The organism is Thalassospira sp., from assembly GCF_048059015.1.
GTDB lineage: Bacteria > Pseudomonadota > Alphaproteobacteria > Rhodospirillales > Thalassospiraceae > Thalassospira.
This window is the reverse complement of the sequence record NZ_JBLLNT010000010.1, coordinates 1-25,000: the sequence shown is the minus strand read 5'-3', so window position 1 is coordinate 25,000 and position 25,000 is coordinate 1. Positions and strand designations below refer to the sequence as shown.

The window sequence follows — 25,000 nt, the reverse complement described above, 5'->3', positions numbered from 1 at the left end:
ATATGAAAGGCTTTGCCAAAGGTCTGAAACAGGGTGCCCGCGTCAAACAGGGCGATGTGATTGGCTATGTCGGCACGACTGGCCGTTCGACTGGCCCACACCTGCATTACGAGATCCTGAAAAACAACGTTCAGGTCAACCCGATCAAGATCAAGATGCCAAGTGGCAAGAAGCTTAAGGGCGAAGAGCTTGATACCTTCCTGGCCGATGCGGATATCCTGCGCAAGCAATATGCCGAGCTGTCGCTTGATAACAGAAAGATCGCCAGCGCCGACTAAGGCAAGGCAGATCGAAAGCATTCAAAGCCCGCCATTACGGCGGGCTTTTTTTGTTAGCCGCTACATCGGAAGCTAGGCATGCTCCGCTCCCCTGCTGGGCATAGTGCCCACTTAAAACTCAACCAGTGCCCAGACATATAAAAGCCCCGAACCATTGGTCGGGGCTTATACTTTGAGGACTAAGCTATCCAAAGATCAGGCAGCGTCACGATCAAATTGAAGCTTGGCCAAGCGGCCATAAAGCGGTGAGCTTTCCATCAGTTCCTGATGCGTGCCAATCGCAACGAGCTTGCCATCATCAATCACGGCAATCCGGTCGGCATGCAGCACGGTTGACAGGCGATGGGCAATCACAAGGGTCGTGCGCTGCGCCATGATGGTTTCAAGTGCTGTCTGAACCACCTGTTCGCTTTCAGCATCCAATGCGCTGGTTGCTTCATCCAGCAACAGGATCGTCGGGTTGCGCAGGATCGCACGGGCAATGGCAATACGCTGACGCTGACCACCGGAAAGACGTACGCCCTTTTCACCAAGGAAGGTGTTAAAGCCATCCGGAAGACGATCAAGGAACTCGCTGGCATGAGCGGCATCGGCCGCCGCGCGAACATCTTCATCACTGGCACCCGGGCGACCATAGCGGATATTGTCCCAAGCATTGGCAGCAAAGATCACCGGATCCTGCGCCACCAGACCAATGCGCTCACGCACATCAACCGGGTCGGCATTGCGGATATCGACACCATCGACACGGATCGCGCCTTGCGCCGGGTCATAGAAACGCAGAAGAAGCTGGAAGACGGTTGTCTTACCCGCACCGGACGGACCGACAAGGGCAACCGTTTCACCCGGTGCGACGGAAAGACTGAGCCCTTCGAGTGCAGACGTATCCGGGCGGGCTGGATAATGGAAAGTTACGTCTTCGAAACTGACATGTCCCTGATGCGGGACCGGCAGCGCCACCGGGTTTTCCGGTGCCTTGATCGCAGGTTCAGTAGCAAGAAGGGCGACAAGACGTTCAGCCGCACCTGCCGCACGCTGTAAATCGCCGATCACTTCGCTAATGGCACCAACGGATCCGGCGACAACGACGGCATAAAAGACAAAGGCTGAAAGCTCGCCAGCCGAGATCGTGCCATCAAGAACATCATGACCACCAATCCAAAGGATCGTTCCGACCGCGCCAAACACCATGACGATGACAATCGCGGTTAGAAGTGCGCGGGCAGAAATTCGGGCAACGGCGGTTTTGAAGGCCCCTTCAACATGGGTGTTAAAGCGCCCGCTTTCGATTTCTTCGTGGGTATAGGCCTGAACCGTGCGCAGTGCGTTGAGCGTTTCTTCGGAAAACGCGCTTACATCGGCAACTCGATCCTGTAATTCGCGCGACAGGCGGCGCACACGACGGCCATAGCCAATGATCGGCACAATAACGAGCGGCACGACCAAAAGAACAAGTGCGGTCAGTTTCGGGCTGGTGATGGCAAGCATCGTCAAACCACCGACAAACATCAGCGCATTGCGAAGCGCAATCGAGACGCTTGAGCCAATGACGGCCTGAAGCAACGTGGTGTCGGTGGTAAGACGCGAAAGCACCTCGCCGGTACGGGTGACCTCAAAGAAGGCTGTATCAAGACGAATGATATGGCGATACACCGCTGAGCGGATATCAGCCACCACCCTTTCCCCGATCCAGGAGACCAGGAAAAACCGCATATAGCTGGCACCGGCCAAAAGAAGCGTCACAGCAAACAGGACAAACAGCGCACGATCAAGAAGTGCACCGTCGCCTTCGGCAAAGCCTTCGTCGACCAACATGCGCAGGCCATTGCCCATGGCAAGGACGGTGCCAGATGCGGTCACAAGTGCAATCAGCGCACCAATCACCTGCAAACGATATTTCGTGACAAACGGTACAATCACCCGCAGCGCGGAAAAGTTCCGGCTGGTTTCACGATCAGAAAGCTTTGCAGAAGCAGTTGGTGTACGCGCCAAGGCACTTTATCCCGTACGAAAAGGGACCACAGGACAGATCAGGGCTTAGCCGAGATCAAGCTTGTTTCCGGTTTTGACCGCAAGATCAGTTGCGAGCTGATCATTGAGCGTGGTCGAGCCACGGGTCGAGGTCCAGGTTTCATTGTCCTCGTCAAAGTCGTAGTGACTTGCGCCACTCACCGGGGATGAAAGCCATACCTGACGGTTGGGACCGTGCTTGTTGATGATGAATTGTTCGCCCGAATCGAGTTCGATTGTCAGGATTCCCGACTGCAAATCGACTTCAAGGTCATCGCCCAGCGCGTCATCAATGATATCAGAGAGAGTCTCGATGGTTTCGTCTGCAATCTGATGGAAGCGGGTTTCCTCAAGGGCCACAGTCTTGTTCTCCGTCTGTCATCGGGGGTAATCCGCCCCCGGCAAGGCGATAATCAATTGTTGGCGCACCATACTATATAAAGAGTGCTGTGCAAGTATGCATAAGAAGACCCGTGCGAGAAAAGCTTGAAACGTGGGCCGCTGGCTGCTAAACGACCGCTCGATCGCTACTGCACTCCCCTCAATTGACGTAAATCGGATAATTACCGGTTACAGGGGTTGCGCGAGCCGATTTTTTACACTATACACCGCGCTTCAAATTCCGGAGTGATAGGCGATGAAAAAAGATATCCATCCCGATTACCATGAGATCACCGTTCAGATGACTGACGGCAGCACCTTCACCACGCAGTCGACCTGGGGCAATCCGGGCGACGTGATGAAGCTCGACATCGATCCGAAAAGCCACCCGGCTTGGACTGGTGTTCACCGTCTTCTGGACAGCGGCGGGCAGCTTGCTAAGTTCAAAAAGCGCTTCGCTGGTTTCAATATCGGCAACTAAGCAAAGAACACATTATGTGTTCTGTGGGATCAGCGCCCGCCGCATCTTATTGATGCTGCGGGCGTTTTTCTTTTGCGAGTGCGAAATAGGTGGTGCGCAGAAGTCTAAAAACCCTAGGATGACTTCAACTAGCATCTGCCATGCACCATATCTAATAGTTATTCGGGCATTTTTTTGCCATAATCCCATTCGTTAGGATAAGGTGGCCTAAGAGTCGCTGCCTATTCTCGTGCGGGTAAACTAGGCATATTGATGAACCAAGTGGCAGCGCGTAACCAGGTTAGTTATGAGGTCTATGTAAAAGACCGATCAGGCCGTTGGCAAATCCACGGCCACTTTACTGGTACGCAGAAGAAACAGGCGGAAGAAGAAGCCAAGCAGATCGAACGTGCGAACCACGTTACGGGTGTTAAGGTAATTCGTGAGGTTTATAATCACGAAACCAACAACTCTGACGAATATGTCGTGTATGAAACACGTGGTCAGGGCAAGTTGGAAAATGCCGCCATCGAAGCCGCCGCCAATAAGCGCAAGCGCCCGGTCACCAAGGCAGCCCCGCAAGCCAATCGATCAGCCCCGTCCCCTGCCCCGTCATTTGACAGCAAATCTGATGACAGCAACTCAGACAGCGAAGACAAGGTCGACGCCAAAGCCGCCATCGCGGCTGCACGGCGTACCGCTGCGGCTGATGAGGGCCAAAGCATTGTTGGCCTTGCGCTTAAGCTGATGATTGCCTTTTGCATGGCGATTGCGATTGGCCTTGCCACCATGCTTCTGTCGGCCAAAGGTCTGGAATATCTGCCCGGCATGGGCATGAATATCAGCCAGGGCTTTTATGATAAGGCCAACTTCATATCCTTCACAGTTGGTTTCCTTGCCAGTGTCGTTCCGATGTTGATGACGCTGACCAAAAAGTTCAAAGGCCGGGCACCGCGTAGACCGCGCGCCGCACGGCAGGCATCCGGAAAATCATCACGCGCACCGCAGGCGCGTGCCGGGCGCAATATCGCTGGCAGTGATGCAACACGTAAATCGGCTGCTGAAATGGCAAAGGAACTTGCCAATGACGTGGACGGTGTAGAGGAAAGCCCAAGTTCTGCAGAACACGCAACGGTCGAAGAGAACAGCACATCTGATGATGGAGGCGATGATCGCCCCAGCAAGCCCTTGGTTGAAACGCGCGACATGCGCGACACCCGTGATCAGATGAAGGCGTTCATTTCCGGTTCCATGGATGCGATCCAGCGTACGGTTCCCACATTGGATGCCTATCACAAGTTTGGTGTGAACTTGTATGTCGCTGGTGCGTGCGATGCCTGCAGTGAGAAACACGCGCTTGATCAGAAAGACGGCCGCAACATCCTGCGTGACTGTATTTCTGCGCTGGGTGCGAACAAGAGCATGGCCGATACATTTTGCAAGAATGTAGACGACTATATCCTTGAGCCGAAATACAAGGATATGTACGGCGCCGGTCGCAAGTCGATGGATGCCTATATCAAGGATGAGAAAAGCATCACCACATCGGTTTCACGCGCCATCGCCGATTGGAGCGAAAAGCCCGCAGCTGGTCCGCAAGCCGGTGCCGGCAAGAAGCTTCATGCATTGATGTTCACCGATATCGTCAATTCCACCGCCAAAACCCAGGAACTGGGCGATCATGGCGCGCAACAGATGGTTCATATTCATAACCAGATCGTGCGCACGGCCCTGATCAATAACTATGGCAAGGAAGTCAAACATATGGGCGACGGCATCATGGCTGTGTTCCCGTCTTCTGCAAGTTCGGTCGAAGCCGCAATTGAAATCCAGAAGAACATGGCGACCCACAATTCAAGCCAGGATATGAAGTTCCAGATCCGTATCGGTATCAATGCCGGTGAAGCCATCGCCGAGGAAAACGATCTGTTTGGCAGTGTTGTGCAGCTTGCTGCGCGTGTCTGTGCACAGGCGGGCGGCGATGAGACGCTGGTGTCTGAGAACGTCAAGAACACCTATAGCGGCAGCCGGGCCAAGTTCATTTCCCAAGGCACCCGCCAGATGAAGGGCTTCTCGGATCCGATTGAGGTCTTCCAGGTTCAGTCGCGCACCTGATTAGCGCCGATATCCAATAAACAACGCCCGTAAGAGAAGTCTTGCGGGCGTTTTTGTTTTTGGCACGGACTTGAGGATAACGAGCCAAGGCGGAAATGATTTCAAACGACTGGATGTGGTTTGCTTAGCCGCTGCAACGCGCAGCAACCTGAAGCTCCATGCGGGCTGTGCGCATATAAAGCGCGCGCGCACGCCCCATCAAGTCCATCAATGCCGGGGAAAGCAAACCGCAATCATCGCGGTGATCATCGATGCAAACGCGCAAATCGACCATCAGATCATCAACATCGACGGCCTCGTCCCAGTTCATTTCGCCTTCTTCGACAGCACGCACCGTCAAAAGCCACGCCATCGCCCGGATCAAACGCGTGGTCATACGCATTTCTTCCACGCATTGTGCGATGGCTTCCCGGTTACGTCCCCTGTTTCGGCCCCGATGAGCAGAGAGATAATTCCTTGCCTCCACGAGTAAGGTAAAGGCCTCGTCATAGGTGCGCGAAAAGTGAACTACCGCGAAATTGCTTTGGTACGACGCCGCTTCAGACGCCGGTGGATGCTCGTGTGTCATCCTGTTCATATTGGGAATTGGCGGGGCTGCTTCAAGTCAGGGAGCCACCAAATAGAAAGACCGCCCACTTTCGGGGCGGTCTCACCTCAACCTGCTAAACTTGCCGGACTTTTTGGTTTTGTTTTTCTTGTGGGCCGAACTTTAGCCAGCGGTTCATAAGCGGTCAAGGCTATTAATTGCACAATTGTGACAATACGTATTAACCCGTACTCATTTGCGCCTTAATCCAAGGCGACGCGCCAGAACCCGCGCACAACGCAGCACATAAGACTTTGCGGAATAAGTATAAATAAAAAGAACCGCCCAAAAAGGGCGGCTCAGTTTAACAGGGAGGCATCGAAACATCACGTTCGACAAGGGGGTCAACAGATGACCCTCTATTCCACATATAAGACGACAAGTTTAAATTTCAATTAACCCCAGGTTTAAAAAAATTATCCTTGCGTCTAGTATTTGGAAAGCCGGAAGAACGAGCGTTCCTGTTCTGCCCCTCCTCTTGGGTCAATTCTTGAATAATGCCTCGGCACCTGCCGCTGCCCCTTTGCGATGGGTCAGCGCATTATCAACATGTTTAATTTCCTGCTCCAGAGCCACACGGTAGTCTTTCAGGCTTTCAACCGACATACCATCAAGGTTACGCGGCAAACCGAATTCACCGGCCTTGGCGAGTGCAAGATCATCTTCATTCACGATCATCCTCCTTTATTCTGAAACAGGCTTTCAATCATCAGACTGACTAGATAGTTATAAATCATCATCTTCGCCACCGAGGTTACCAAGTCTATGTCCGATTTTCCCGCCCAGATGAAAGCGATTGAGATCCGCAAAGACACCGAAACCCCGTACCTTGCGCTGGGCGAAGCCGCCATGCCGCAATATGGGGCGGAGGATGTTTTGGTGCGCGTAAAGGCTTCGGGCGTCAACCGGCCTGACCTGATGCAGGTGGTTGGCATGTACCCGCCCCCGCCCGGCGCATCTGAAATCCCGGGCTTGGAACTGGCAGGTGAAATTGTCGCAATTGGTTCCAATGTTACAGACTGGAAAGTTGGCGATCAGATTTGTGCGCTGGTGACCGGTGGTGGCTACGCGCAATATGCCGCCGTTCCCGCAGCACAATGTCTTCCGATCCCGGGTGGCCTTGGCATGATTGAAGCTGCAGGCTTGCCCGAGACGTTCTTCACGGTCTGGCATAACGTTTTTGACAAGGCACAGCTTAAGGCCGGTGAGACATTTTTGGTCCATGGCGGGACATCTGGTATCGGCACAACCGCAATCCAGCTTGCCAAGGCGTTTGGCGCAAAGGTCATCGCCACCGCAGGATCGGATGAGAAATGCCAAGCCTGTCGTGACCTGGGTGCGGATATCGCCATCAATTACAAAACGCAGGACTTCGTTGAGGAGGTTAAAACCGCAACCGATGGCAAGGGCGCTGACGTGATCCTTGATATGGTGGCGGGCGACTATGTCAGCCGCAATTTCAAGGCAGCCGCCTTTGAAGGCCGCATCCTGATCATCGCCTTTTTGCGCGGGCCAAAAGCTGAAACCAACTTCACGCCGCTTTTGCTAAAACGCCTGACATTGATGGGATCGACCCTTCGTGCACAGCCGGTTGCCAACAAGGGCGCGATTGCCAACGCACTTCGCAATCAGGTCTGGCCGTTGCTTAATGCTGGGAAAATTGCGCCGGTGATTTATCAGACCGTCCCGCTTGCAAAAGCAGCCGATGCCCATGCCATATTGAAGGGTGGCGCGCACATCGGAAAAGTGATACTTGAAGTTGACTGATCGTTTATGGACGAAGGTCTGAGAGCTTTATCAGACCAATCCATGGCAACATGACGATGCTTGCGGTTTGCGAAGAAATATTCTTTTCATGCGACCGCAACAGATTGTTGCATTTACCCGCACATTGATCGAAAAGAACGCAATGGCGGGTCCGACGATGCGCAGCAGCCTTGGGTGAACCCATGGTTTGCAGTTGCAGCATTGCCGGACCACCAAAAGAGATTATATTCTGGGGCAAACATTCCCGCGCTTTTTGGGCCTTATACCCATTGCCGGTCTCCAGAGAGAAAGAAGGAAACAGGAGGAATTATGGCACAGCCCCTCATGCCCAAAGCAACGGCCGTATGGCTTATCGACAATACCGGCTTGTCGTTCCGGCAGATTGCTGCCTTTACCGAGCTGCACGAGCTCGAGATTCAGGCAATCGCCGATGGCGATGTTGGACAGGGCATTGTTGGCCTTGACCCGGTTGCCAATGGTCAGCTGACCAAGGACGAAATCGCGCGTTGCGAAAAAGACCCGCGCGAATTCCTGAAAATGGCAAAAACCGACCTGCCACGCCCGCGCGCGCAGGCCAAAGGTGCACGTTACACCCCGGTTTCCAAGCGCCAGGATCGCCCGAACGCGATTGCGTGGCTGCTTAAGCATCACCCGGAGCTGTCGGACGCTCAGGTTTGCAAACTGATCGGCACCACCAAGGACACCATCGGCAAGATCCGTGATCGCAGCCACTGGAATTCCGCGAACCTGACCCCGCGTAACCCGGTTACCATGGGCCTTTGCACCGAGCTTGACCTTGAAAAGCAGGTCGTGATCGCGCGTTCGAAGAACCCGGAAAAGATCGCCAAGGATGTCGAGCCGGATCCGCTACCAGAAGAACTGCAGATCAATCCGGAACCGGATTATCCGGGCAAGAAGAGCGAAGAGAAGAAAGACGAGCCGACGACTTCCGACTACATGGAAGCGGCAGAAAATCTCTTCCGTTCCTGATCAAATTCAAAGGGCTGCCCATCGGGCGGCCCTTTTTTTGTTTGTTACTCAGGCAATTAATTGCGTAAGGTTTGTTTCACAGGATTGCCGTTAAACCGTAACGCAACCGACATAGATGCTGCATACCATTCGCCTGATTTCAGACGAACAACACCGAAGAAACGTTTCCATGCAAAAACGTCCGACCGAACGCCAAGCTGGCATTGTTGAACTTGTCCGTGCTGATGGTTTCCGTACCATCGAACAGCTTGCAGAACGCTTTGATGTAACCCCGCAAACCATCCGCCGTGATGTTAACGCGCTGTGTGACGAAGGATTGCTTCGCCGCCGCCATGGCGGGGTTGAACCAGCCCTTGAACACGAAAACATCGCCTATCGCGCGCGTAAGGTGCTCAACGTCAATGAAAAGCGTAAGATCGCAGCCCTCGTTGCGCGTGAAATCCCCAATGGGGCGTCGCTGTTCTTTTCAATCGGCACCACACCCGAATTGGTTGCCAGTGCGCTTTTGCAGCATCGCGATCTGCGCATCTTTACCAACAACCTGAACGTGGCCTATGTCGCAGCCACCAATGACAGCTTTGACGTCACCCTGATTGGTGGACGTCTGCGCAACCGGGACCGGGACGTTCTGGGTCCTGAGGTTGAGGCGTTTTTCAACAGCTATAAGGTCGATTACGGCATCTTCGGTGTCGGTGGCATTGATCCCGATGGCAGTCTGCTTGACTTCGACGAACAGGAAGTCCGCGCACGTTCGGCAATCCTGAAGAACGCACGAAAATCCTATCTGGTGGCTGACCACACCAAGTTTGGCCGCAACGCTGTTGTTCGTGGTGGCTCAGTAACCGATGTCAGCGCATTCTTTACCGATTGCCCGCCACCGGATCATATCGAACAGATGATCGCGAAATCTGGTGTGGCCCTTCATGTGCCCGAACCTAATGCCGATTTCCCGACGATCTTTATCTCTGACGATAACTGATCACCTAAAACCAGTACCAAGTGACCGCATCATTGCTTGGCGCGGTCACTGGCGGCTGTCGTCAGACTGTTGCGCACGGCCTTAAGCCCCGGTGTCAGGGTTTTATCCCTTCGCATCACCAATGCCAGATCGCGCGCCAATGGCGGGGATAGCGGCCGCGTCTTGATCGGAAACTGTGTTCGATCCGGTCTAGCCCCCATTTCCGGCAGGATCGTCGCGCCGATCCCGGCACCGACCAGCTCGCGGATGGCTTCCACGCTGCCAAGTTCCATCACCGAATGCCCGGTAACCCCGGCATCGCGCAGCCAGCCATCGACGAGGGTGCGGGTCAATCCACCGCGCTCATAGAGAACAAGCGGCCGATCCTGAAAATCCTGTGGCACGACGATATCGGGCACATCCGCATCGGCCGGGAAAATCGCGACAAACGGATCGGTCATGATAGGTGTGACGGACAAGCTCCGTCCGCCGCACGGCATGGTGACAAGCCCAAGATCAAGTTGGTTATCTTCAATCGCACGAACAATGTCATTGGCATTGCCGGTTCGCACCATGATTTCAAGTTTTGGAAAGCGCCGCTGAAGCTGTTCAAGGATCGCAGGCAGAAAATAGATACATGCCGTCGCGCCGGTGCCAATCCGAACCTGCCCGGCGGTACCGCTGGCATAGCTTGAAACAGAATCCATTGCCGCACGGACAGAGGCATCAATAGTACCAATATGCGCCAATAGCGCCTGCCCCGCCGGGGTAGCTTCGGCACGCTTGCCAACACGCTCGACAAGCTTAACACCCATCTTGCTTTCAAGCTGTCGGATTTGCTGGCTGATCGCAGGTTGACTCAGGTTAAGCTTGTCCGCTGCGGCTGAAAAACTGCCCAGCGAAATCACATCGGCAAAGGAATGAAGCTGATCCAGATTAAGCGCGCGCATATCAAACTATTCCTTATGATCTGCATAATTTATCAAATCTTATCTTATGACATGTTTGATCGTATTGTCAGATCAAACATCTTCAACACCGGATAAGACCATGAGCCTGACCATCGACGCCAATAGCCCGTCTGCAAATATTTCGGGGAATACGATCACCCTGCGTGATGCCGTACTTGATGATATCCCGGCCATTACCGCGATCTATCGTCATCATGTTCTGAACGGGACCGCATCCTTTGAAGAAACGCCGCCAGATGCCGATGAAATTGCCAACCGGTTTAACGCCATCCGGGCAAAAGACATGCCCTATCTGGTCGCGATCCTGGGCGGTGTCATTGTCGGCTATTGCTATGCCAGCACCTATCGCCCGCGTACGGCCTATCGGCATACGGTTGAAAACTCGATCTATGTCGCACCGGACTGCGTTGGAAAGGGTATTGGCAGCAAATTGATGAAGGTCCTGATTGATCGCTGCGAAGCGGGTCCCTGGCGCCAGATGGTTGCCGCCATTGGCGATAGCGAAAATGCCGCCTCCATCTCCCTTCATGAACGCCACGGCTTTGAGATGGTCGGGACATTCAAAAAGGTTGGCTTCAAATTTGATCGCTGGCTGGATTCCGTTTTGATGCAACGTCCGCTTGGCGATCATAACCCGATCATCCCCAAGGCCTGAGACACGCCAAACCCCAGATAAAAATGCACCCGCTTATGGAAGCAAAGCGGGTGCAAGTAAGCTCCGTGGGTGTGGGAGCGGGAGTTCACATTCGTTGGGGATTACTTGGCGTAGCCGATCTCTTTCAGCGCCTCGGCGATTTCTGGCAGGATCGATGGATCATCAATCGTTGCTGGCGTGTTGTAGCTTTCACCATCAGCAATCGAGCGCATGGTTTTGCGAAGGATCTTGCCCGATCTGGTTTTTGGCAAGCGATCGACAACCGTTGCCTGCTTGAAAGCGGCTACCGGGCCGATTTGATCACGCACCATCGCTACGACTTCGGCCAAGATCGCGTCATGTGGACGGCTGACACCGGATTTCAGAACAATAAAACCAAGTGGCAATTGCCCCTTAAGATCGTCATGCACACCAATGACTGCACATTCGGCAACATCCTGATGCCCAGAAAGAACTTCTTCCATCGCCCCGGTCGACAAACGGTGACCGGCGACATTGATGATGTCGTCCGTGCGTGACATGACATAGATATAACCATCTTCATCGATGAATCCCGCATCCCCCGTGGCATAAAAGCCCGGGAATTCTTCAAGATAGGATGACTTAAATCGGTCTTCGTTCTGCCAAAGGGTCGGAAGCGTCCCCGGTGGCAGCGGCAATTTGGCCGCCAATGCGCCGATCTTTCCGCGCTCAAGCGGCTTTCCGGCTTCATCGAGAACCTGAATATCCCAACCGCACGCCGCAACAGTTGGCGAGCCATACTTGATCGGAAGCAGCTCAATCCCGCGCGGGTTGGCACAGATCGACCAGCCGGTTTCAGTCTGCCACCAATGGTCAATCACCGGCACACCCAGACTGTTTTCTGCCCATTGCAGGGTATCGGGGTCTGAACGTTCACCGGCCAGATAAAGCGCCTTAAGACAGCTAAGGTCATAATTAGCCATATGGGCTGCTTTGGGGTCATCGCGTTTGATCGCGCGAAACGCGGTTGGCGCGGTGAACAGGACTTTGACCTTATGCTGGGAAATCACGCGCCAGAACGCACCCGCATCCGGGGTTCCGACCGGTTTGCCTTCATACATCACCGTGGTGCAACCAGCCAAAAGCGGCGCATAGACGATATAGGAATGGCCAACCACCCAGCCAACATCGGATGCGGCCCAATACACATCCCCGGCCTCGACATCATAGATGTTCTTCATCGACCAGTTCAGCGCCACCATGTGCCCGCCATTGTCGCGCACAACGCCCTTTGGCTGCCCGGTCGTGCCGGAGGTATACAGAATATAAAGCGGATCGGTTGCCGCTACCGGCACACAATCAGACGGGGCAGCCTTCGCACATTCCACCGCCCAATCATAATCGCGCCCGTCAATCAGAAGCGCGTCGCTTTGCGGGCGCTGGTAAAGGATCACGCTTTCGGGTTTGTCGTCCGCCATGGCAATCGCTTTGTCCAGAAGCGGCTTGTATTCGATTACGCGCGATCCTTCGATGCCACAACTCGCAGACAGGATCATTTTCGGTTTGGCGTCATTGATGCGGGTCGCCAACTCGTTTGAGGCAAATCCGCCGAACACCACCGAATGGATTGCACCGATACGCGCACAGGCGAGCATTGCCATCGCGGCCTGCGGGATCATCGGCATATAGATTATAACGCGATCGCCCTTGGTCACACCGCGCGCATGCAAGGCACCGGCAAGGCGGGCGACTTCGTCACGCATCTGGGAATAGGTAAAGGTCTCAACCGTATTGGTAACCGGGCTGTCATAGATCAGGGCTGCCTGATCACCGCGACCGTTTTCGATATGACGATCAAGCGCGTTGTAGCAGGTATTAACCTCGCCACCGGTGAACCAGCGATAAAATGGTGCGTTGCTGTCATCCAGAACGCGGTCCCATTTCCGATACCATGAAATGCCCTCGGCAGCGTCTGCCCAGAACCCTTCCTTATCCGAAATGGAGCGATCATAGATTTGCTGATAGCGACCGGTCATTGGCGAAATATCCTCCCGCGGCGATGGGTCTTTTGCCCAAATGGAACGCGTCTTTTGTGACATGCTCATAAATCGGCATCATAATACCGATTTAAATCGAACTTACCCCTTAGACATTGGTAGATGCCGGGTAAACCGCCATTTTCTGCGGATTACAATTAGTCAAAACACAGTAACGCGATGATCGATATCGACCAATTGCGCGTATGTATTTCAGACCATGTTAATTATCTTGGGGTATCGCCGAAGGATTTGAAGCGCAGACATAAAGTTGCCGCCTCACGCGTGGGCGACAATCGGAGGCGGCAAAGCAAGAGTTAGGAAATCTATGAGGTCGTCAAACCGTCCGCATGGTGGATCGCATGTTTTTCATCACGCGTTTGGCCATGCCCGAACGGCTAATGGGCTATTCGGTTTATCTCGTCCTTGATTTCAAGCTTGCGACGTTTAATGTCTGCGACAACGGAATCGTCGGGCGCCGGGCGGCGCGTCTCGAGGTGGAGTTCCTGCTCAAGTGCAGCATGTTTGGCAGTAAGAGCTTCGATGTGGCTTTGAACGCTCATTCGCCTACTCCTTATATCTGACATTGCCCACATAAAGATGGTAGTAATTTCGTAACATGATTTCCAGTGTTTCGATCAACATCGTGAACAAGAACACAGTCTGGCAAGGATTGGCATGACGCAAAAGGATCGACTTATCATTGGCATAACCGGCGCGTCCGGGGTGATTTACGGTATTCGCTTTTTACAGCTGCTGAAAAACACGCCAGTTGAAACGCATCTGGTTCTATCCAAGGCAGCCGAGCGCACCATCGCCTATGAAACCGATTTTAAAATCCGCGAAATCAAGGAGATGGCAGACGTCCTCCATGATAACGCAGATATCGGAGCATCGATTGCATCCGGTTCTTTTCGCACCCGCGGAATGGTTGTCGCTCCGTGCTCGATGAAGTCTCTGGCCGAGGTCGCAAGCGGAGTCGCAGACAATTTGATCGCGCGAGCTGCCGATGTGATGCTTAAAGAACGCCGCCGCTTGGTGCTGATGGTGCGCGAAACCCCGCTTCATGCCGGTCATATCCGCAATATGGCCCAGGCAACCGAAAACGGCGCCATCATTGCCCCGCCTGTTCCGGCCTTCTATGCACGCCCGCAATCGCTTGATGAAATGGTGACGCAAAGCTGCGGCCGGGTTTTGGACCTGTTTGACATTGATCTGCCCGAAACTGCGCGTTGGGGTGATGAAGACGCCGCCAACCATATTCCTGTTACGGGCAAACCAAAGAACCGCGACTAAACCTTATCGATCAAACCCCATCAGCCGGGTGAGCTCACCCAACGCCTGATCACATTCATCCTGATCCAGGTCGAACCGGTTGGGTGACAAATAGGCGCTGGCAGCAGCAAACGGGTCGCTGCTGGGAACAGGTTGGACCGCATCACACAGAATGTGCTGTTCGATCTGTTCGGCCTGTAACTCGTCGGATTTGACCTTTTGGCGCAGCTCCTGCGCACTTTGACGCGTCTGATCACGCAGGAAACGACGGGTCTGGCGCAGCGGAATGATCACATTGTCGCGCCAGTCACGCACCGCGTCCTCAAGCGCGCTGATGCTATGCGGTGCCAGTCCCTTCTGGCCAAGGAAGAACATGAACAGCAACATGTTCACATCAAGCCCGCAGCGATCCTGCAACTCAAGACACAGCTTTGCAACACCGTCACGGCCATACATCCCGACCGTAAAGGTCCAGACTTCTTGCCTATCCATACCCAACCTTTATCGTTTGTTTTGTTTGCTCGGATCACACGGTCTTTGCCGTGCGGGTCACCGTCGGTGGATGCCCGATATAGGCGCCAAGCCCCTTGGCGGTTGAAACCATTGTACCGGCCGTATCGACAAGACGCGGACCGACAATAACATCTTTCATCGCCACATCGCTAACTTTGCGCTTTGACCAGACAACAACGCGATCAAACTGCTTTTGTGCAATCAAATCAACAGCATGTACACCAAAGGCCGATGCAATGACCCGGTCACGTGGTGATGGCGTCCCGCCACGCTGCACATGGCCAAGCACCGTGACACGGGTTTCCCAGCCGGTCCGTGCGCCCAGCTCATCAGCCAGCCAATGCCCAATCCCGCCATAGCGGACCTTTTGCCCGTCATCACCCAATGTCACCGCCGCCCCGTCATCGCGTTTGACGGCCTCGGCTACGATCACCAGCGCATGGTTACGGCCGCTTTTGCGGATATTGAGACAATGCTGGGTCAACTCATCAAGATCATAATCCATCTCCGGGATCAGGATGACATCAGCACCACCCGCCACCCCGGCAAAGAGCGCAATATGGCCCGCATCACGGCCCATGACTTCGAGGATCATGATGCGATCATGGGATGCGGCCGTGGGCTGCAATCGATCCAGCGCATCGGTGGCAACATTTACCGCCGTCGTAAAGCCGATCGAATATTCGGTCTGGGCAAGGTCATTATCAACGGTCTTGGGAATACCGACCAGATTGATCCCGCCCATTTTGGCCAATCGATGCAGGATCGCCATGCTGCCATCACCACCAACCCCGATCAGGGCATCAAGACCAAGCTTGTGATAGCCATCAATCACTTCCTGGGAACGGTCGGCAAAGCTGCCATCAGGCATCGGATAGTGGAACGGATCGCCCTTATTGACTGTCCCAAGGATGGTACCGCCCAAACGCAGCATCCCGTCGTTATTGACCTGATCATTCAGATCAATCGCCGAAGGTGGATCTTGCATCAGGCCATGTGTTCCCTGACGGATGCCAACGACATCCCAGCCATAGCCAAGAACTGCACGCCGCACGACGGCCAGAATTACGGCGTTCAAGCCCGCACAATCGCCACCACTGGTCAAAATTCCGATCCGCATGAGTTTCCTTCCCAACGAAGCCATTATTGTTTTACAGATTGGTACAAATCATATGGGTTGCCCAACTCTTATCTGATACTATCAGTATACCTTCGCGTTGATTATTAAGCTGGATCAAAAATGGACGAAATCAATCAGATCGAGATTGAAAAGAGACTTCTTTCATTGCGCGAGGAACACCGCGATCTAGATATCGCCATCGAACAAATGGTTCAGACTGCGCATCACGACCAATTGCGCCTTGGCCGTATGAAAAAGCGCAAACTGGCCCTTAAGGACGAAATCCGTTACGTCGAGTCGCAGCTGGTTCCTGACATTATCGCCTGAATTCCGGTCCATCCGGCACCCATCTGCCCCGACGATTTCATCAAATTTTGACCCAAAGCTTTGGCTGTCTGCCCGCTTCTATGGACAGCACAAAACACGCATACCTTGGCATGGGAAGTCGGGCGTAATTTTTGGGGGAAGTCAGATCAGGGTAGGAAAGCAAGGTGGGGCCTTGCCATAAGCAGCATTAAAAATGCCTGCGATCAGATCCCCTGAGGGATACGATCAAGCTGTGCGAGACGCATTTCCTTTTGCGCACGCAGGGCTGAATCAGCCGAGTTCAGGACCGAGGCCGGGGTATCGCCGCTTTTGGCCTGATACATCCCAAAGACCGGCACAACCTTGATCCACTTGTCATTATGTGAATAGGGATGCTGATCAAGCCAACGGGCAATAGCATCAACCCGCTGCCATACATCATCGCTATCAACATTATACATCAGCGCGACAAAGTCGTTGCAGCCCAGATATCCAAGATGATGCGGCGACATGATGAAATCAGCCATGATGCGCCGAACATAGTTAAACAGCCCGTCTTTGCATTCCTGACCATAGCGCTGAAGAATATCTTCAAGATTGGCCAGCTCGCAAATCAGAACGGTGCGGGTTGTGCGGTCCGCACCGACAAGGGCGATTTCATTTTCAAGGATCTGCATGAATGCCGGACGGCTGAGCGCACCGGTAAACGGATCGCGGCCTTCGGATCGGGCCAATTGAACCTGACGTTTCTTCAGATCCGACAGGCTTTCCGTCAGCCCGTTGATCCGCACCATCAAACGACCGATTGCCTGTTCAACCGCAGGCGTTACCTGATTGTCGGGAATACCAAGGACATTGGCAATGTCGGGTGTATGGAACGGAGGAACGTCTTCAGGGTCCGGCAAATTTCCGGTGTCGATATCAACAGTATGTTGGGCCGGCGCACGACGTTGGCCAGCATCCTTGCCATAGGCAAAGATACCGTACGGATTTGATGGATATCTACCATCCCCTCCCCCCATAGAGGGTGTTGTCGAACCGGGTCTTGTGACTTTCATGTCTGACCTTCCGTGCTACCTGCACAGTTATATGAGTTAATGGTAAATAATAGGTCAAAAACGCAATCAGTTCATCCCCATTTTCAATCCATAGTAAGAATAGCCTTGGCTACTCTTTGGAATAGTTCGAACTTCTTGATAAGCAGCGCCTGATATATAGCGGTTTTGCAGGTTCGACAATCCTTCAAGTAAGCTTGCATGATCGTTTTCGCTGCATATAATGCGGCCCTTCACGAAACCGCCCGAAACGGAGCCGCTATCATGAGCGATCAATCACCGGTCATCGGCATTATCATGGGTAGCCAGTCAGACTGGGAAACCATGAAAAATGCAGCAGATGTCCTTGATGCGCTGAATGTCCCGTATGAGACCAAAATCGTCTCTGCCCATCGCACGCCTGATCGTCTTTATGATTACGCCAAAACGGCAAAATCGCGCGGACTGAAAGTTATCATTGCCGGTGCTGGCGGTGCCGCCCACCTTCCGGGCATGGCAGCAGCCATGACCCCGCTTCCGGTGTTGGGTGTTCCAGTTCAGAGCCGCACGCTTAAGGGCCTTGATAGCCTGCTTTCCATCGTTCAGATGCCAGGCGGCGTTCCGGTCGGAACCCTTGCGATTGGCTCTGCCGGTGCAAAGAATGCCGGTTTGATGGCAGCCGAAATCATGGCGCTGATGGATGATGGCCTTGCCGCCCGCCTAGATGACTGGCGCGCAGAGCAGACCGCATCGGTCGCCGACGAGCCGGTTGATCCGGCCCTGTGATGTGAAAGGCGCGCCCAATCGGGCGCGTTTTTGTTTATCTACCACGTTTGATGGTTGCCGTACCTGGCAACGCCTTCCCACCGGGAAGAGTTTTGATCGAGGAATACATGACGGATTTCGACACGCGCGTAATCGCACCGGGCAGCACGATTGGCATCATGGGCAATGGCCAGCTTGGCCGAATGGCTGCGTTCTGCGCGGCTGAATTGGGCTACAAGGTCCATGTCTTTGGTCCAGGTGCCGATAGCCCGACCGAACAGGTATGTGCCAAGGCAACCGTTGCCGATTACACCGACCTTGATGCATTGCGCGCCTTTGCCGAAGACGTCGATGTGGTGACGTTTGAGTTCGAAAACGTTCCTCATGACAGCGTAAAGCTTCTATCCGATCTGGTTCCGGTCCGTCCGGGCTGGAAATGCCTGCATATTTCCCAGAACCGTCTGCGTGAAAAGACCTTCTGCAACGAAAACGGCATCGGCACTGCACCGTTTGAAGCCGTTCGCTCACTTGCAGACCTTGAAGCAGCCGTTGCCAAGCTTGGCCGTCCGTCGGTTTTGAAAACCACTGAACTTGGCTATGACGGTAAAGGTCAGGTCAAGATTGCCGCTGATACCGATCTTGCCGTTGCTTGGGACGAGATGGGCGGTGCCGAAGCCATTCTTGAAGGCTTCATTTCGTTTGAACGCGAAATCTCGGTCATTGTTGCACGCGGCGTTAAGGGCGATACGGCCTGCTTCTGCCCGGTTGAGAACGTCCATACCAATCACATTCTTGATGTCACGGTTGCCCCGGCAGAGATCGCTGATGATCTGTCGAAGAAGGCCGAAGAAATCGCGATCAAACTCGTCAATGCGATGGAGTTCGTCGGTCTTCTGGCGGTTGAGATGTTTGTCACGACCGATGGCGATATTCTGGTCAATGAAGTTGCCCCGCGTCCGCACAATTCCGGTCACTGGACCATCGATGCCTGCATCACCAGCCAGTTCGAACAGTTCATTCGCGCTGTTTGCGGCCTGCCGCTGGGCGACCCTGCCCATCATTCCAAGGCGCGTATGAAGAACCTGCTTGGTGATGACATCGATGACTGGCAGGCAATTTTGACCGAGCCGAATGCAAAGCTGCATCTCTATGGCAAGGCCGAAGCAAAAGCCGGTCGGAAAATGGGTCACGTGACCTGGGTTCTGCCGAAATAAGCTGGCGCACGCCGCCCTAGATCATTCCGAAAAAGCCCCGGCGCATCATGCGTTCGGGGCTTTTTCACATGTGTTTCATCGCGTTATGGCCAATCAAACCGGGTTGGCATTTTATGCCCAGTCAATTGGCATCGGATTTGCTGTTGTAGGGGCAGGAAACTCTTAATGGATGGAACGTGATGAAGAAGCTTCTGATCATTCTTTCAATGGCCCTTGGCATGGTTGCCACGGAAAGCCGTATGCATACTGCCGATGCCACCACGCCCGGTGCAGCTGGCTTCCCCGATGTGCTTGAAGGCGACAAGCTGCGCTTTGGCAATCTGGTGGTCGAACTGTTTGGCATTCGCGCGCCTAAACCCGGCATGATCTGCCGGGCCGGATCGGTTGAATTCCAGTGCGGTGCCGCCGCTGCCCAGGCCCTAGATCGCATCATTGAAAATTATGCCATCAAATGTCAGCAGGTATCGGATGTGCAGCTTTTCCCGATGCTGACCGAATGCCGCATTGGCCAGAATGACCTGAACCGCCTGATCCTGCGCGCAGGCTGGGCGATGGTTGACATGGTCAGCTGCGAAACCCATCCAAGCTGCGAGACCTATTTACGTGATCAGGCCTTTGCCAAGGAAAACCGCAAAGGCATCTGGATGGGCACGCCACCGTCAGAACTGGTTGCCCTTGCAGCAAAGCCAACCTCGGAACAGTATCAATCGAAGGATGATGCGCGCGAACGCAAAGAGCGCGGAACGGATAACAGCCGCGATCATCTGTTTGGCGCCCGTCCGGCAATCGATGTCGATCTGGCAGCGGAAATGGAACGCGCCAATGCCCCGAAAAACTCGGTTCTGAGCTTCCTGAGCGAGACCTTCTGACCCGAACGTCTTCCAGAGTTTCCCGACAAAACAAAACGCCACCAGCTTCAAGCTTGGTGGCGTTTTTCATTTTTATCCTGGTCTCTTGTTGGCGGGCTTAGACACCAAACTGCCGACGGACACGATCTGGTGTCGGCACGCAGCGCGCCAGCTTGGAGCCAAGCTTGAAAGGGGCGGTGGCAAGTTTGCCAACATTGCCAAGCTTTGCGGTCAGTTTCGGGATCTGCATGACATTGCCAATACGACGATCCAGAAACGCCCAGCTATCAGCATGGCCTTCGGACTTATCATCTAGCCAATAGGCCAGCGTTGATCCATAGACACCTGCAAGCAACATGCGCTTGGTGTACCAGTTATGATCGGTCGAGGTGTCACCAGCCGCGACCCACATCTTGTCAACCGTGCCATGGGTCAGTTTCAGACCAAGGGCTGCATGCTGCGGCAATGCCAGATAGGCCAGCGCTGCACGCACGGTATCCTTTTGATCTTCCACCAGCTCAAGCCGGGTTCGAACCGCAGTAGCAATCCGTTCGCGGATTTTCATGTCATCCAGGCCCTTTTCATCAAGGGCAACCAGCATCTTGCGATCAACCAGCTCGACATAGGTTTTGATCGCCTGCCGAATACCGTCGGGAAGCAAACGATCAACCTCACCGGGTGCCAGATCAAGGTCCTCGGCACCTGCAAGCAGCGCCTGTTTGGTCCAGCCATCAAATGGAACATGCTCAAGTGCTGCTGCAACCAGTGCTTCGCGCTGGGCTTGCAGACGGCTCATGCTTTGGGCAACAGACATTATTCAGGCCTCCTCATCACGTGAATGCGCGTCCGTCTCGTCGGCATCACTGCCCGACGCGGCGGACTGCCTAAAGGTAGTCTCAGGCGGGTTTTCGCGCAATTCCTCGTTAAACCCTAGCAGCGTCATATCTTCCATACGTTCGGGATACATCACCCCGATCAAATGGTCATATTCATGCTGGACCACACGGGCATGGAAACCACCGGCGATGGTTTCAACTTCGTCGCCCTGTTCATTTAACCCGCGATAACGGATTTTGTTCCAACGCGGCACCACGCCCTGCAGCCCCGGAATGGATAGGCAGCCTTCCCATCCATCAACGATTTCATCGCCAACCGGCTCGATTTCCGGATTGATCAGTACGCTAAGAGGCACTTCGCCATCATCTGGATCATCGCTTTTGCGCAAGGCTGGCACGTAATAGACCATGATCGCCTTGGATTGAAACACCTGTGGTGCCGCAAGGCCAACGCCCCCGGCATCTTTCATGGTGTCCTTCATATCAGCAATCAGGCGCTGAATTTCAGGATCAAGCGGGTCTTCGACCCGGTCCGCAACACGGCGCAGAACCGGGTGGCCCATCCGGGCAATTTTAAGGATCGACATAGCGTTATATCCAACCAAAATTGCCCGGCTGTAAAGCCCCTAAAACCCAAATTCTAGTGACCGCTCAGCACCAATGTCTGAACTGGCCACAACAATGTCTGAACACGCAGCAAGATCGCGTGGACCGCCCCAACTGTCTGAACCATATGCAGGAACAACCACTCACCGGTTCCGATATCAGGATTCTCAAGCTGGTCATGGGTGTTGGTATAGGCATTGGCTACGCACTTGCTGCCAAGTGGTACGTTTTCAACCGTTTCCGGATAAAGCGGCAACATCTTGGCCAGGAACCTGCCGGGCTTTGCCCGTTCGGTGATATCAAGCAGTTGATCACTTGGGCGGAACTGGCCCGCGGCAATCACTGGCTGCACATCCGTAATCACCATCGGAATGATTTCAAACGGAAGGGACGCACAGGCAACCTCGGTAATCACACCGGGCTTGATCACCTGTGTTGCGATCTGGTCAAAGCCCGCCTGATAAATCGTCTCGCCTTCTTTTTGCGGGATCAGGATACCGGCCGGGCGCAAGATCGGGCTGACATAATCACCTTCCTGAAGGGCAAATTGCTGGATCTTGCCAGCCACACCGGCGCGCACCACAGTTTTGGAAAGCTCTGCCTCGGCGGACCTGAGGCTAGCCTGCGCATTGGCAAGCTGCGCCGGAAGAAGACTTTCGAGTTTGGTTTCAATGACATTCATGCTGGCCTCGGCCGCATTCAGCCCGCCTTGACGCGTTGTCAAAGACACTTCAAGCCGCTCAACTTCGCGCCGGGATACCGCATTGGTCCCACGTGACAGCAGATCGGCTTTAACCTTAAGCTCATCGCGCACCTGATTATAGGCACCACGCGCCTGTTCCAAATTGCCTTCGGCCACCGCAAGGTCGGCGCGCGAAACCGCCATCTGCGCCCTGATTTCGGCAATGCGTTGTTCTGCCATGGCAACCGCTTCGCGTTCGATCCGGTTATCAATGCGAAACAGCGGATCACCGCCACGCACCACATCATCGTTATCGACATAAATCTCGACAACCCGTCCGCCCTTTTCCGGCAGGATCGTGATCGTGCGGAAAAAGGACTGCACATGCATGGTCGATGGATGGAAATAGAAAATCACCGAAATCAGACTGACCGTCAGGATCGCGCAGGCGGTAATGCCATAACGAAGCTCGTACCAGACTGAAAACAGCGTGATTTCATGACCAATCCGCTTGCCCTGACGGTATCGGCGGATCAGGTAATCGGGGAAAATGGTAAAAAGCGAACATAAAAGAAGCTCAAACATCTTTGTGCTCCTTTTTCGTGGTCTCTGCAGATGTGGTACCTACGTCTGCCGTTGCCCCGTCAGGAACCGACTCGCCCAACCCGCCTTTGGCCTGCGCTAAGGATTTCAGCGCATTTGCCATTGCCTGAATGGGCGAAATGAAGTCAGGGAACTTGATCACCGCCAACACCAATGCCGCGACCCAAAAGACATTGTTATGGGTAAACAACGCCAAAAGCGTAAGGATGCCAATAAGTTGGATCTGTGTGTGATTGGCATGATGGGCCAATCGTTCCGGTAGCGCATGCAAGCTCAGATAAAATGCGCCGACAAGAAACACTGCAATAACCACAAACCAGACAACCCCGACGAACAAAACGTCCGTTTCACCCGGCGCTGTTACGAAAAAGGGCGCATGTGCAATTGCTGCTTCGCGCAATGAGTTTTCCATCGTGATACCCCAACCTGAATACGAGCCACCTCTGGATTATTGTTATGATTTCAGATGGCTCGCCCCGATGCCCGCGTGGCAATATCTCAATCTTGTCAAAGCACTATATCAACTTTTACGCTAATTTTGGCCTTATATTTCGCGCAATGACCGTATTCATGAAACCGACATGCTAAAAGTGCGCTTTGCCCTGACGTTTTGCGGCCCAGCCATGAATAAACGTCAAAGGCGAATATCCCCTTCCCTCTTTTCTTTTTGGCTGGTTTGCACTATATACAGGCCACGGTCAGCTTGACCGTAAATCCAACCGGAGGGCATTCCGCCACTCCGGGTGTTTTTGTTTTTTTGAAAGGAGCGTGGTTTCCGTGCAGGTAATCGTTCGCGACAACAATGTCGATCAGGCTCTGAAAGCGCTTAAGAAAAAGATGCAGCGCGAGGGCATTTTCCGTGAGATGAAACTCCGTCGCCACTTTGAAAAGCCGTCGGAGAAGAAAGCTCGCGAAGGGGCGGAAGCAATCCGTCGTGCCCGCAAGCTGGAGCGTAAGCGCATCGAGCGCGAAGGCTTCTAGTCTTTTTCACTTTCGGGGTATCTCGAACGTGACTGTACGATCGAATTTGGCTTGCCAAGTTCGGACCCGTGCGCCAAGCCCGCCTCGGAGCAATCCAGGCGGGTTTGGTTTTTGTCCCCATCCTATAGTTCCCAATCAGTGACGCACTTCACGCCCATGACAATTGTCATGGCGCTGATGTTTGAAACCCTCTAAACGGGGTGTGCGTAGCTGTCATTGCACACCAACCAATGACAGCATTTGGGGGATAATTCATGCCAGCATTACGAGCACGCTTTACGCTCACGGTCCGCATTTTATGCGTGATCGCGCTGATGCTTGTTGGTGTCTCGCACAAGCTGGCCGCCTTTGGCCCCGTCCCCAATGCCGATCTTGCCAATTACGCCCTGCCCGATGGCACCTTGCCTGTCTTGTGCCTAAGCGGTCAGGTCAGCGACCCGGACAATTCCGCAGGCCTGCTTGAAACCTGTGAATTCTGCCGTATCGCGGCTGCGGTGATCCTGCCTGGTCATCCGGCTGTCCCCGAACGCATTGAATTCACAACGCGCGTTTTCGCCCATTTGCCCAAGCGGGTTGAATTGGCTGCAAGCCTGCATGACACGCCTGCTGTCCCACGCGCTCCGCCTTTCATCATCTGATCTGCCCATCCTTTGCCGCACAGCATGCGCGTAAATCAAATCGCGCAGCTGCGGTTCTTTGTGCATTTCCGATGAAAAAGGTTTTATCCCATGCCCCAGCAAACCGCCCCGGCGGATGCGTCCGTTCGCGACCGCGATCACCGCACCCTTTCACGCAAATTCTATATGGCCGCCTGGCGCTGGCACTTTTATGCCGGGCTTTATGTCGTCCCGTTTCTTTTGATGTTGGCCGTTACCGGCCTGATGATGATGTATTTCAATGTCATCGAAACACGCTTTGGCGATCGTATCCTGGCATCAAACGGTCAGCATCAGTCTCTGACCATGCAGGCAGAAGCCGCTGCCAACAGCCTCCCCGAAGGATCGGTCAGCCAATATATCGCCCCGCTTGAAGACAATCTTGCCACCATG

General features: G+C 53.9%; 29 protein-coding genes and 1 pseudogene (1 of these 30 cut by a window edge). 15 read left to right on the top strand and 15 right to left on the bottom strand.

Going from position 1 to position 25,000, the window contains the following annotated elements; all coding sequences use genetic code 11:
* A protein-coding gene (locus ACMZ66_RS14030; RefSeq protein WP_416937927.1) for a peptidoglycan DD-metalloendopeptidase family protein crosses the window boundary here: on the top strand, positions 1-278 show its 3' end. Its footprint begins 1,018 nt before the window's first position; the window shows 278 of its 1,296 coding nt (coding positions 1,019-1,296); the start codon falls outside the window, past its left edge; it ends in the stop codon at positions 276-278.
* A gap of 195 nt (positions 279-473) precedes the next feature.
* Here the strand turns inward: ACMZ66_RS14030 and ACMZ66_RS14025 are convergent, their stop codons facing one another.
* Complete coding sequence (locus ACMZ66_RS14025) at positions 474-2,270, bottom strand: ABC transporter transmembrane domain-containing protein (protein ID WP_416937925.1); 1,797 nt, start codon at positions 2,268-2,270, stop codon at positions 474-476.
* A 45-nt stretch (positions 2,271-2,315) separates the two neighbouring features.
* Positions 2,316-2,648: an iron donor protein CyaY gene (gene cyaY, locus ACMZ66_RS14020; RefSeq protein WP_416937924.1), complete on the bottom strand. Its 333-nt coding sequence runs from the start codon at positions 2,646-2,648 to the stop codon at positions 2,316-2,318.
* A gap of 277 nt (positions 2,649-2,925) precedes the next feature.
* Here cyaY and rpmE point away from each other — a divergent pair, with 277 nt between their 5' ends.
* Together rpmE and ACMZ66_RS14010 are read left to right on the top strand one after the other, a co-directional pair.
* Positions 2,926-3,150 (top strand): 50S ribosomal protein L31, encoded by a 225-nt coding sequence (gene rpmE, locus ACMZ66_RS14015; RefSeq protein ID WP_068519706.1) that lies wholly within the window; start codon positions 2,926-2,928, stop codon positions 3,148-3,150.
* 252 nt (positions 3,151-3,402) lie between these two features.
* Positions 3,403-5,244: an adenylate/guanylate cyclase domain-containing protein gene (locus tag ACMZ66_RS14010; protein ID WP_416937923.1), complete on the top strand. Its 1,842-nt coding sequence runs from the start codon at positions 3,403-3,405 to the stop codon at positions 5,242-5,244.
* Between the two features lie 124 nt (positions 5,245-5,368).
* On the opposite strand, the gene ACMZ66_RS14005 is transcribed toward ACMZ66_RS14010, so the two are convergent.
* Positions 5,369-5,812, bottom strand: a complete 444-nt coding sequence (locus ACMZ66_RS14005; protein WP_416937921.1) for a DUF1465 family protein — start codon at positions 5,810-5,812, stop codon at positions 5,369-5,371.
* A 501-nt stretch (positions 5,813-6,313) separates the two neighbouring features.
* Positions 6,314-6,508: a DUF1192 domain-containing protein gene (locus ACMZ66_RS14000; RefSeq protein ID WP_416937920.1), complete on the bottom strand. Its 195-nt coding sequence runs from the start codon at positions 6,506-6,508 to the stop codon at positions 6,314-6,316.
* A gap of 87 nt (positions 6,509-6,595) precedes the next feature.
* Between ACMZ66_RS14000 and ACMZ66_RS13995 the strand changes: the two genes are divergently transcribed.
* From ACMZ66_RS13995 to ACMZ66_RS13985, 3 genes are all read left to right on the top strand, one after another.
* On the top strand, positions 6,596-7,597 hold the full coding sequence (locus tag ACMZ66_RS13995; protein WP_416937918.1) for an NAD(P)H-quinone oxidoreductase: 1,002 nt from the start codon (positions 6,596-6,598) through the stop codon (positions 7,595-7,597).
* A 309-nt stretch (positions 7,598-7,906) separates the two neighbouring features.
* A complete protein-coding gene (locus ACMZ66_RS13990) occupies positions 7,907-8,587 on the top strand; it encodes a DUF1013 domain-containing protein (protein ID WP_416937916.1) in 681 nt (226 codons plus the stop codon).
* A gap of 169 nt (positions 8,588-8,756) precedes the next feature.
* Positions 8,757-9,566 (top strand): DeoR/GlpR family DNA-binding transcription regulator, encoded by an 810-nt coding sequence (locus ACMZ66_RS13985; protein ID WP_416937915.1) that lies wholly within the window; start codon positions 8,757-8,759, stop codon positions 9,564-9,566.
* Positions 9,567-9,595: 29 nt separating this feature from the next.
* On the opposite strand, the gene ACMZ66_RS13980 is transcribed toward ACMZ66_RS13985, so the two are convergent.
* Positions 9,596-10,252, bottom strand: coding sequence for a LysR family transcriptional regulator substrate-binding protein (locus ACMZ66_RS13980; RefSeq protein ID WP_416938208.1), 657 nt, complete (start codon positions 10,250-10,252; stop codon positions 9,596-9,598).
* Positions 10,253-10,312: 60 nt separating this feature from the next.
* Positions 10,313-10,495: pseudogene (locus ACMZ66_RS13975) on the bottom strand (LysR family transcriptional regulator); the annotation flags it as partial.
* A gap of 100 nt (positions 10,496-10,595) precedes the next feature.
* Here ACMZ66_RS13975 and ACMZ66_RS13970 point away from each other — a divergent pair.
* Positions 10,596-11,171, top strand: a complete 576-nt coding sequence (locus ACMZ66_RS13970; RefSeq protein ID WP_416937913.1) for a GNAT family N-acetyltransferase — start codon at positions 10,596-10,598, stop codon at positions 11,169-11,171.
* 101 nt (positions 11,172-11,272) lie between these two features.
* Here the strand turns inward: ACMZ66_RS13970 and ACMZ66_RS13965 are convergent, their stop codons facing one another.
* The gene (locus ACMZ66_RS13965; protein WP_416938206.1) at positions 11,273-13,231 is read right to left on the bottom strand and encodes a propionyl-CoA synthetase; all 1,959 of its coding nucleotides are present in this window, start codon (positions 13,229-13,231) and stop codon (positions 11,273-11,275) included.
* A 335-nt stretch (positions 13,232-13,566) separates the two neighbouring features.
* Positions 13,567-13,731, bottom strand: coding sequence for a YdcH family protein (locus ACMZ66_RS13960; RefSeq protein WP_416937912.1), 165 nt, complete (start codon positions 13,729-13,731; stop codon positions 13,567-13,569).
* Between the two features lie 115 nt (positions 13,732-13,846).
* On the opposite strand from ACMZ66_RS13960, the gene ACMZ66_RS13955 reads away from it, so the two are divergent.
* On the top strand, positions 13,847-14,464 hold the full coding sequence (locus tag ACMZ66_RS13955) for a UbiX family flavin prenyltransferase (protein ID WP_416937910.1): 618 nt from the start codon (positions 13,847-13,849) through the stop codon (positions 14,462-14,464).
* Positions 14,465-14,467: 3 nt separating this feature from the next.
* Here ACMZ66_RS13955 and ACMZ66_RS13950 read toward each other — a convergent pair whose 3' ends face one another.
* Together ACMZ66_RS13950 and ACMZ66_RS13945 are read right to left on the bottom strand one after the other, a co-directional pair.
* Positions 14,468-14,935 carry a TIGR02444 family protein gene (locus tag ACMZ66_RS13950; protein WP_416937908.1) on the bottom strand — a complete coding sequence of 156 codons (468 nt, stop codon included), beginning with the start codon at positions 14,933-14,935 and terminating at the stop codon, positions 14,468-14,470.
* Between the two features lie 34 nt (positions 14,936-14,969).
* The gene (locus tag ACMZ66_RS13945) at positions 14,970-16,076 is read right to left on the bottom strand and encodes an ATP-dependent 6-phosphofructokinase (protein ID WP_416937906.1); all 1,107 of its coding nucleotides are present in this window, start codon (positions 16,074-16,076) and stop codon (positions 14,970-14,972) included.
* Between the two features lie 120 nt (positions 16,077-16,196).
* Here ACMZ66_RS13945 and ACMZ66_RS13940 point away from each other — a divergent pair, with 120 nt between their 5' ends.
* Complete coding sequence (locus tag ACMZ66_RS13940; RefSeq protein ID WP_416937904.1) at positions 16,197-16,403, top strand: YdcH family protein; 207 nt, start codon at positions 16,197-16,199, stop codon at positions 16,401-16,403.
* 203 nt (positions 16,404-16,606) lie between these two features.
* On the opposite strand, the gene ACMZ66_RS13935 is transcribed toward ACMZ66_RS13940, so the two are convergent.
* Complete coding sequence (locus tag ACMZ66_RS13935) at positions 16,607-17,440, bottom strand: GGDEF domain-containing protein (RefSeq protein ID WP_416937902.1); 834 nt, start codon at positions 17,438-17,440, stop codon at positions 16,607-16,609.
* A 261-nt stretch (positions 17,441-17,701) separates the two neighbouring features.
* On the opposite strand from ACMZ66_RS13935, the gene purE reads away from it, so the two are divergent.
* The 3 genes from purE (at position 17,702) to ACMZ66_RS13920 (ending at position 20,264) form a co-directional block, all read left to right on the top strand.
* Positions 17,702-18,202 carry a 5-(carboxyamino)imidazole ribonucleotide mutase gene (gene purE / locus ACMZ66_RS13930; protein WP_416937900.1) on the top strand — a complete coding sequence of 167 codons (501 nt, stop codon included), beginning with the start codon at positions 17,702-17,704 and terminating at the stop codon, positions 18,200-18,202.
* 107 nt (positions 18,203-18,309) lie between these two features.
* Positions 18,310-19,395, top strand: coding sequence for a 5-(carboxyamino)imidazole ribonucleotide synthase (locus tag ACMZ66_RS13925; RefSeq protein ID WP_416937898.1), 1,086 nt, complete (start codon positions 18,310-18,312; stop codon positions 19,393-19,395).
* A gap of 179 nt (positions 19,396-19,574) precedes the next feature.
* Positions 19,575-20,264, top strand: a complete 690-nt coding sequence (locus tag ACMZ66_RS13920; RefSeq protein WP_416937896.1) for a thermonuclease family protein — start codon at positions 19,575-19,577, stop codon at positions 20,262-20,264.
* Between the two features lie 97 nt (positions 20,265-20,361).
* Here ACMZ66_RS13920 and ACMZ66_RS13915 read toward each other — a convergent pair whose 3' ends face one another.
* Genes ACMZ66_RS13915 through ACMZ66_RS13900 form a run of 4 tightly spaced genes read right to left on the bottom strand, consistent with a single transcriptional unit; the run spans position 20,362 to position 23,382 of the window.
* Positions 20,362-21,057: a COQ9 family protein gene (locus ACMZ66_RS13915; protein WP_416937894.1), complete on the bottom strand. Its 696-nt coding sequence runs from the start codon at positions 21,055-21,057 to the stop codon at positions 20,362-20,364.
* A gap of 3 nt (positions 21,058-21,060) precedes the next feature.
* Positions 21,061-21,666 (bottom strand): peptide deformylase, encoded by a 606-nt coding sequence (def, locus tag ACMZ66_RS13910; RefSeq protein ID WP_416937892.1) that lies wholly within the window; start codon positions 21,664-21,666, stop codon positions 21,061-21,063.
* Positions 21,667-21,719: 53 nt separating this feature from the next.
* Positions 21,720-22,952 carry an HlyD family secretion protein gene (locus ACMZ66_RS13905; protein WP_416937891.1) on the bottom strand — a complete coding sequence of 411 codons (1,233 nt, stop codon included), beginning with the start codon at positions 22,950-22,952 and terminating at the stop codon, positions 21,720-21,722.
* Positions 22,945-23,382: a hypothetical protein gene (locus ACMZ66_RS13900; protein ID WP_416937889.1), complete on the bottom strand. Its 438-nt coding sequence runs from the start codon at positions 23,380-23,382 to the stop codon at positions 22,945-22,947. The genes ACMZ66_RS13905 and ACMZ66_RS13900 overlap by 8 nt, the downstream gene beginning before the upstream one ends.
* A 365-nt stretch (positions 23,383-23,747) precedes the next feature.
* Between ACMZ66_RS13900 and rpsU the strand changes: the two genes are divergently transcribed.
* The 3 genes from rpsU to ACMZ66_RS13885 form a co-directional block, all read left to right on the top strand.
* Positions 23,748-23,951 (top strand): 30S ribosomal protein S21, encoded by a 204-nt coding sequence (gene rpsU, locus ACMZ66_RS13895; RefSeq protein WP_008891676.1) that lies wholly within the window; start codon positions 23,748-23,750, stop codon positions 23,949-23,951.
* Positions 23,952-24,205: 254 nt separating this feature from the next.
* Positions 24,206-24,589 (top strand): hypothetical protein, encoded by a 384-nt coding sequence (locus ACMZ66_RS13890; protein WP_416937887.1) that lies wholly within the window; start codon positions 24,206-24,208, stop codon positions 24,587-24,589.
* 90 nt (positions 24,590-24,679) lie between these two features.
* The coding region (locus ACMZ66_RS13885; protein WP_416937885.1) for a PepSY domain-containing protein at positions 24,680-25,000 on the top strand (321 nt) is incomplete at its 3' end.